The organism is Clostridium sp. NkU-1 (genome assembly GCA_001312405.1).
The window spans coordinates 71113-78420 of sequence record BBDR01000019.1 but is presented as its reverse complement, the minus strand read 5'-3'; the positions used below and the strand labels follow the sequence as shown (position 1 = coordinate 78420).

10 protein-coding genes are annotated in these 7308 nt (G+C 43.7%); all 10 read left to right on the top strand.

Features of this window, described 5'->3' with window-relative positions:
- Positions 1-283 precede the first annotated feature (283 nt).
- The 10 genes from JCM10519_RS21320 to JCM10519_RS32740 all read left to right on the top strand — a co-directional run bounded on the left by JCM10519_RS21320 (position 284) and on the right by JCM10519_RS32740 (position 7290).
- Positions 284-592 carry a hypothetical protein gene (locus JCM10519_RS21320; RefSeq protein WP_054741681.1) on the top strand — a complete coding sequence of 103 codons (309 nt, stop codon included), beginning with the start codon at positions 284-286 and terminating at the stop codon, positions 590-592.
- A gap of 23 nt (positions 593-615) precedes the next feature.
- On the top strand, positions 616-2127 hold the full coding sequence (locus JCM10519_RS21315; protein WP_054741679.1) for a methyl-accepting chemotaxis protein: 1512 nt from the start codon (positions 616-618) through the stop codon (positions 2125-2127).
- A gap of 7 nt (positions 2128-2134) precedes the next feature.
- Complete coding sequence (locus tag JCM10519_RS21310; RefSeq protein ID WP_347845061.1) at positions 2135-2431, top strand: hypothetical protein; 297 nt, start codon at positions 2135-2137, stop codon at positions 2429-2431.
- A 166-nt stretch (positions 2432-2597) separates the two neighbouring features.
- Positions 2598-2918: an HTH domain-containing protein gene (locus JCM10519_RS32755; protein WP_347845060.1), complete on the top strand. Its 321-nt coding sequence runs from the start codon at positions 2598-2600 to the stop codon at positions 2916-2918.
- The gene (locus tag JCM10519_RS21305; protein WP_347845059.1) at positions 2857-4158 is read left to right on the top strand and encodes a PRD domain-containing protein; all 1302 of its coding nucleotides are present in this window, start codon (positions 2857-2859) and stop codon (positions 4156-4158) included. The genes JCM10519_RS32755 and JCM10519_RS21305 overlap by 62 nt, the downstream gene beginning before the upstream one ends.
- The gene (locus tag JCM10519_RS32750; protein ID WP_347845058.1) at positions 4073-4456 is read left to right on the top strand and encodes a PTS sugar transporter subunit IIA; all 384 of its coding nucleotides are present in this window, start codon (positions 4073-4075) and stop codon (positions 4454-4456) included. The genes JCM10519_RS21305 and JCM10519_RS32750 overlap by 86 nt, the downstream gene beginning before the upstream one ends.
- Positions 4457-4565: 109 nt before the next feature.
- On the top strand, positions 4566-5678 hold the full coding sequence (locus JCM10519_RS21300; protein WP_347845057.1) for a glycoside hydrolase family 1 protein: 1113 nt from the start codon (positions 4566-4568) through the stop codon (positions 5676-5678).
- Positions 5602-5961 carry a family 1 glycosylhydrolase gene (locus JCM10519_RS32745; protein ID WP_347845056.1) on the top strand — a complete coding sequence of 120 codons (360 nt, stop codon included), beginning with the start codon at positions 5602-5604 and terminating at the stop codon, positions 5959-5961. Before JCM10519_RS21300 ends, JCM10519_RS32745 begins: the two co-directional genes overlap by 77 nt.
- Positions 5962-5975: 14 nt before the next feature.
- Complete coding sequence (locus JCM10519_RS21295) at positions 5976-6911, top strand: PTS transporter subunit EIIC (RefSeq protein WP_347845055.1); 936 nt, start codon at positions 5976-5978, stop codon at positions 6909-6911.
- Complete coding sequence (locus JCM10519_RS32740) at positions 6838-7290, top strand: PTS transporter subunit EIIC (RefSeq protein ID WP_347845054.1); 453 nt, start codon at positions 6838-6840, stop codon at positions 7288-7290. Before JCM10519_RS21295 ends, JCM10519_RS32740 begins: the two co-directional genes overlap by 74 nt.
- Positions 7291-7308 lie beyond the last annotated feature (18 nt).

Sequence of the window (7308 nt, the reverse complement as noted above, 5' to 3'; positions counted from 1 at the left end):
CCTTTTTGCTAATGAGGAACATGGGCTGATTACGGGGAGGAGATGTAAGAGTGGAAGGATACAATAATAAAAGCGGTTTATACGTATATGTAAAATTAAAGGACCCGGTTCAATGGGGAGAATATTTAAAGAGGTCTGTACAAGCAGGGATACCTTTTCCTTTGGATAGAAAACCATAGGGACTGTCCTGATCTTTAATGACAGGCATATCCATGATGTTTTAAAATCCGTTTCATTTAAAACATCTGAATTTTCACAAAATACTGATACGAGGAAAATACACATGAAAATTGGAAAAAGAAACACGCATCGGAATAAATACAGGAAAATTTCAGAGAAGATTGCAATTGTGATCACAGCTGCATTGCTTATGGTATTTGCCATTTTAAGTATTATAACTGTCAGCCTGTCAAGTCATGAAACCAGTACGGCGGTCCGTTCTGAGCTTACGAATCTGGCCCACGCAAATGGAAACCAGGTACAGGCCATCATGGATGCCGCATCAAAGCAGGCGTCAGCAATGCAGGATTATATTAGTAAGACATATGACCAGGGGACCTCGGTCATCTCTCTTCCGAAAATGCCAAGGTAAAGAGCGCAGTATATCACACGGAAATGTCTGATTTAAACGTTGAAGTAGAAAATTATTTGATCAACAGCATGTGCTCTGCCATTGTGGCAGATGAGGATATCGTTGGGTTCGGAATCTTTTTTGAGCCAGGCAGGTTTGATAAAAATATAGAGGATTATGCGTTTTATGTGAGCAGTGAGGATGCTGCCAATAAAAATGTGCAGCCTTTTGGTGCATACAGTGATTACAGCAATAAGGAATATTATATGCCTGTAAAAGAAACCGGCAAGCCTTATTTCACAAAGCCTTATGAATACCAGGGCATTACCATGATCACTGCTGCATACCCCGTCATGTATAAAAATGAGTTTCAGGGAGTGATTTTAGCTGATATTGACGTTGGCCATTTTAGTAAAATAACCTCTTCCTCCGAAGATTATAAAACACTTTATGCTGGTATTCTTACGGATGATTTTACCACGGTATATGACAGTGTATCTGAGGCTGATATTGGCCATAATCTGGCTGAACTTTTAAAAGATCCAAAGGATATGCAGAAGATCACAGATGGAGCAGCTTCGGGAAAAGCCTTCTCCTGTACCACTGTACGTGAGGATGGACATAAAGAATCCCGGTTTTTCTACCCCATTGATGTGGAGGGAACCCATTGGTGGGCGCTGACCGCATTGGATACTTCTGACTTAAATAAAGATACAAAAATATTAACGGCTACAATTGTGATTGTTTCTGTTTTGTCTCTTATGGCTGTGGTCGCCATTGTTATCTTTGTTTTAAGAAAAGCGCTGAAGCCGATTGACGGCGTGGTTTCTGCCGCTGCTGAAATCGCTTCCGGTAACCTGGAGATACAGATAGACGTACAAAGCAATGATGAAATCGGCGTCCTTTCCAGGAACTTTATGGAAATGGCGGAGAACTTAAGGACCATCATTCAGGATATTAAATATTTATTGGATGAAATGAGCAGCGGCAATTTCAGAATCAAAACGAAATATGAGGAAAAGTACATCGGCGATTATCGGGAGATATTAATCGCCATGAGGACCATTAACCGCAATTTAAGCGATACCCTTGGGGAAATTAATACTGCTTCCGACGAGGTATCAGCAGGAGCGGGGCAGATGTCAGACAGTGCGCAGACACTGAGCCAGGGAGCCACAGAACAGGCAAGCTCCGTGGAAGAGCTTACTTCTACTATAATGGAAATTTCTGAAAGGATCAAAAATAATGCGGACAATGCCCAGCAGGCAAGCCGCTTATCAGAGGAATCAGGAGAGGAGGTAGCGGAAAGCAACCAGCAAATGCAGCAGTTAATGAAGGCAATGGAGGAAATCACCGATACTTCCCGTGAGATCGGAAAAATTATCAGGACCATTGATGACATTGCATTCCAAACCAACATACTGGCTTTAAACGCCGCTGTGGAAGCAGCCCGTGCCGGAGAGGCAGGCAAGGGATTTTCTGTAGTAGCGGATGAAGTGCGAAACCTTGCTGGAAAATCAGCCGAGGCCGCAAAAAAATACAACCGCATTGATTGAAAGCACCGTGGATTCAATTGAAAAGGGTAGATTGCTGGCGGATAAAGCCGCCGGATCTCTTCTTACTGTTGTAGATACGTCTAAGAACGTGGATGAAAGAATCCGGCAGATTGCGAAAGCTTCCGATGAAGAATCTTTTGCGGTAAACCAGATTGCAGCAGGGCTTGAACAGATTTCAGCCGTAGTGCAGACCAACTCCGCAACAGCAGAAGAAAGTGCGGCAGCAAGCGAAGAGCTTTCAGGACAAGCACATATGTTAAAAAGTCTAGTGAACAGATTTAAGCTAAGAGATGTAGACGAATAAAGATACTCGGACAGCAGTGCCGGTGCCTGGCAATTCCAGGCCTCCGGTACTGTTTTTTGGAATAAAATCCATGGAAGTATTTGAGGGTTCATGAAGGCTCCGTTGTATGTTATAATGTGATGAAATCTTTTAAACGTCCGTTGTATGTTTTTGTGGAGGGGTACTAATGACATCAAGACAAAGGAAAATTCTGGATTTGCTATCGGAGCATGAGTTTCTTACATCCCAGAGAATTGCCGGTCTGCTCCATGTCAGTGACAGGACAGTCAGAAACGATATCAGGGAGATCAATGCAGAACTGGGTATGGAAGGGATTCTGTCCCGGATGGGACTGGGGTATTATTTAAAGGATCACGGCATGGAGAGCGGCGAAGTGGCTGCTGGTCTGGAATCGGAGGAAGATCTTAAACGGGAAATCGTCCGCAGTGTCTTATTTAAAAAAAGAGGTTCCTTATCTGGAACTTGCAGATGCGATTTATATCAGTGATTCTATGCTTGCAAAGCTGGTGGGACAGATCAACCGGAATATGGAGCGAAGATGGAGCAGATGGAGGATATACAAGAAAAACGGTTATTTGGTACTGGAGCTTTCTGAGATTGAGAAGCGGAATTATTACAGCTATTTTGTGATTACTAGTAATTTGAGCCAGTATTTTGAAATGGGAAGCTATCAACCGTATTTTGAATATGTGGATGTGCTGAAATGGAAGGATCTGATCCTTGGAAGCTGTATTTACAGGGAAAAACGATTTTATGATACGACAATTATGCACCTGATGATCGGTACGGCGGTAATGGCGGAAAGAATTGCCGCTGGTTGTAAATTGGAGGCGGAAAGCCTTGAAGAGGAGCTTTACGGCGATGGTATGGCCAGTATAGAGGATATTCTTACCGGTTTTATTGATATGCTCGGTATTTCATTGCCTCCTCAGGAGATTCGATACTTATACAAATTGTTCCGCAACGATTTTTATTACACAAAGGAGGAAGGAAGCCAGGCCGGAGCCATTCTTTCAAGGATACTCATTGAAATTAATGTGGAATACGGCTTTGATTTTACCGGGGATCAGGAGTTTCATAAGGAGATGGAAGCCCAATTGGACGGAGTCCTGCAGAGAAAAAGGAATAAACAGCATTTAATCAATCCTGTGCTGCCCCGAGTCAAGTCACGGTATCCATTGGAATATGATATCAGCATTTATTTTGCAGATCGTTTTAAACGGATTACAGGTGTGGAAATCAGCGAGCATGAGATCGGGATGATCACCATTCATTTCATCCGGACGATGGAATCCAATATGGGGAGAATGGAGAAAAAGGTTGTGCTCATCAATCCATTTGGAAAACAGATAACGGAATTGATGGCCAAACGTCTTTCCGAGGTTGGGGAGTGTAGGCTGAAGATTGCCTACACCTATTCCATCTTTCATTATCCCCAGGATATGCCGAAGGATATCATCGCAGTGCTGACGACGGTTTCTCTTCCCTCCTCTCCCGATGGGGTCGCAGTGATTCTTTGCAGAAATTTCCTTGATTATCATGAGAAGGAAAAGCTTTTGACTGTTGTGCGGGAAAACCAGGTAAGCAGTGTCAAAACTTATTTTAAAACATTGTTCAAACCTTCTTTATTTTTTTACAGATATGGAATTCAATTCAAGGGAAGAGGCCATCATTTTCATGTGCGGAAAACTAAGGAATCAGGGATACGTTGGGGAGGCCTTCTGTGAAAGTGTGATGCAGCGGGAAGCCATCGCCCCTACCGCCTTTGAGCCGGGATTTGCCTTTGCCCATGCTATGGAAAACAATGCGGATCATACGGCGGTCTGCGTCTGCATTTTAAAAAATAAGCTGCCGTGGGGAGAGTATAATGTAAAGATAATTTTTCTTTTTGCAATGGCGCCTACCTGGAATCATACGATTATCCCGGTGTATAATGTAATGATCGATAACCTGTTTAAGGCCAACACCATCCATAAGCTGGCTAAAATCAATGACTGTAAGAGATTTATGGACCTGCTCATCTGAATATGATTCTGGAAATCTGATTTTTCCGTTACATAGCGGAAAAATCAGATTTTATTTTATTTATTTCCGTTGTTATAATGAGGGCAGCAAAACACAGGAGGAAATAAACGTGAAAGAATTTTTATGGGGAGGCGCAACGGCTTCCTACCAATGTGAGGGCGGCGTCCAGGAAGGAAACAGAGTCCAGTCCAACTGGGACAAATACTTGCATGAAAAGAACCTGGAAAACGGAGATGTGGCCAGTGACCATTATCACAGGTATGAAGAGGACATCCGGATGATGAAGGAGGGGGGACAGAACAGTTACCGCTTTTCTATTGCATGGCCCAGGATTATTTTGAACCAGAGCGGAGAGGTCAATGAAGAGGGCGTTAAGTTTTATAACCGCCTGATTGATACCTGTCTTTCCTATGGGATTGTTCCCATGGTAACGCTTTTTCATTGGGACCTGCCTCAGTATCTGGAGGATAAGGGAGGCTGGCTGAACCGGGAAACCTGTGAGGCCTATACACATTTTGCAAAGATTTGTTTTGAACGGTTTGGAGACAGGGTAAAACTCTGGACCAGCTTCAATGAACCGCGGTATTACACCTTCAGCGGCTATCTCATTGGAAATTATCCGCCGGGTCACCAAAATCTTCAGGAGACAGTAACTGCCTCTTATTACATGATGCTGGCCTCATCCATGGCGGTAAAGGCTTACCGGGAAGGCTCCTGCGACGGAAAGATCGGAATCGTCCATTCCTTTTCCCCGGTTTATGGGGTGGATATGACCGTAAAATCCCAGATTGCTAAGCGGTATGCCGAGAATTTTTACAACAACTGGATTCTTGATGTGGCTGCTATGGGACAGATTCCGGGAGATCTGTTGGACAAACTGACTGAGAGCTGCGACTTATCCTTTATGCTTCCGGCGGATATGGAGCTTATGCAAAAGTATACGGTAGATTTTCTGGGACTTAACTATTATGCCAGGGTGGTAATAAGGCCATACGAGAACGGAGAGACGACGCTGATTGTCAATAACAAGGGAAGTCAGGAAAAGGGTTCCTCCCGGACCATCATAAAAGGCTGGTTTGAACAGGTAAGGCCAGAGGACAGCCGTTATACGGAATGGGATACGGAGATATTTCCAGAGGGCCTTTATGAGGGAATCTGCCGCTGCTGGAAAAAAATACCATCTGCCCATTTATATTACGGAAAACGGCATTGGTCTTTATGAGGATGGAGGAGCAGAACAGATCGATGATAAAGAGCGGATTGAGTTCATGAACCAGCACATTAACGCTGTTCTAAATGCAAAGGAAGACGGCTGTGATGTAAGGGGATATTATGCATGGTCACCTTTTGACTTATATTCCTGGAAAAACGGGACAGAAAAGCGGTATGGGCTGGTAGCGGTGGATTATGAAAACGGTCTGATACGCAGACCAAAGAAGAGCTATACATGGTACAAAGAGGTGATTGAATCAGGGGGAAATTCAATCAGGAGAGAACAATATTAATCAGGAGGTATGGTATGGGAATACAATCAATTAGTGGGGCGATGGAAAAGTATATTATGCCCATGGCTGACAAAATGGGGAATGAATGCCATCTGCGGGCGATCCGGGATGCATTTATGTCATTGCTTCCTATCACATTTATAGGAGGAATTGCAGCTGTCATAAGCTCAGCCCCGTCAGTAGAAACTGCGGGAAAAGGAATTACTCTTGGGTGGGCCCAATTTGTGGCCAATAATTCCATGATCTTTTCATGGATTAATGCTTTGACCCTGGGAGCTATGTCATTTTATATCTGCATTGGCATTATTCATTTCCTTTGTAAAACCAGAAAGATAGAGTCTTTTCTTCCTATTCTGCTGGGAGTATGCGGATTTATGATGCTGATTGCAGAACCTCTCTCTTTGGGCTGGGATGGAAAGACAGTGGAGATCTCCTTTATGGATGGAAAGGGTCTTGTTGCGTCAATGCTGCTGTCTATCGTGACGGCTGATCTTTACTGCTGCATGAGGAAAAGGGAATTCGGGAAGATCAACCTTCCTGACACGGTTCCGGCTTCTCTGTCTGATGTATTTGCTTCCATTATACCCGGAGCGGTTCTTATGGGGCTTTACATTCTTGTATTTGCAGTTATGAACAAGATGGGAACGACCCTGCCGAAGTTGATTTATCAGATGATTTCGCCCTCTTTAACGGCTGTAGACAACTTGGCTTTACTATCATCATCACATTGCTGGTACATGTATTCTGGTTCTTTGGAATCCACGATGCGGCTCTGTCCGGCATTCTGGCTCCCATCCGTGATGGGAATTTGTCCTCAACGCGGCTGCCCATACGGCTGGACAGGCTTTGCCCAACATTTTCACCACACCGTTTTGGGTGTATTTTGTGGCAATCGGAGGATGTGGTTCCGTTCTGGCTCTGACTGTGATGTTGTCCATGTCAAAATCTAAACAGCTTAAGACCATTGGAAGAATGGGAATCCTCCCTGCTTTTTTCAACATCTCGGAGCCGGTCATATTCGGCCTGCCCTTAATGTTGAATCCGATATTCTTTATTCCTTTTTTGTCAGCTTCCGTCTTAAACGGCACGGTTGCTTTTCTGCTAATGAAGCTGGGCTTTGTCGGAAAGAGTTTTGCAATGCTGTCCTGGCAGATGCCGTCTGTAATCGGAGCATTTTTTTCCACTATGGACTGGAAAGCCCCAATACTGATTATTGTTTTAATTTTACTGGATGGAATTTTGTATTTTCCATTCTTCAAAATCTATGAAAAGAAGATGATTGAGATGGAGCGGGGAGAAATATTTGATGAAAGTGATGGGAGATCATAAGGATGAGGAAAATTGTAT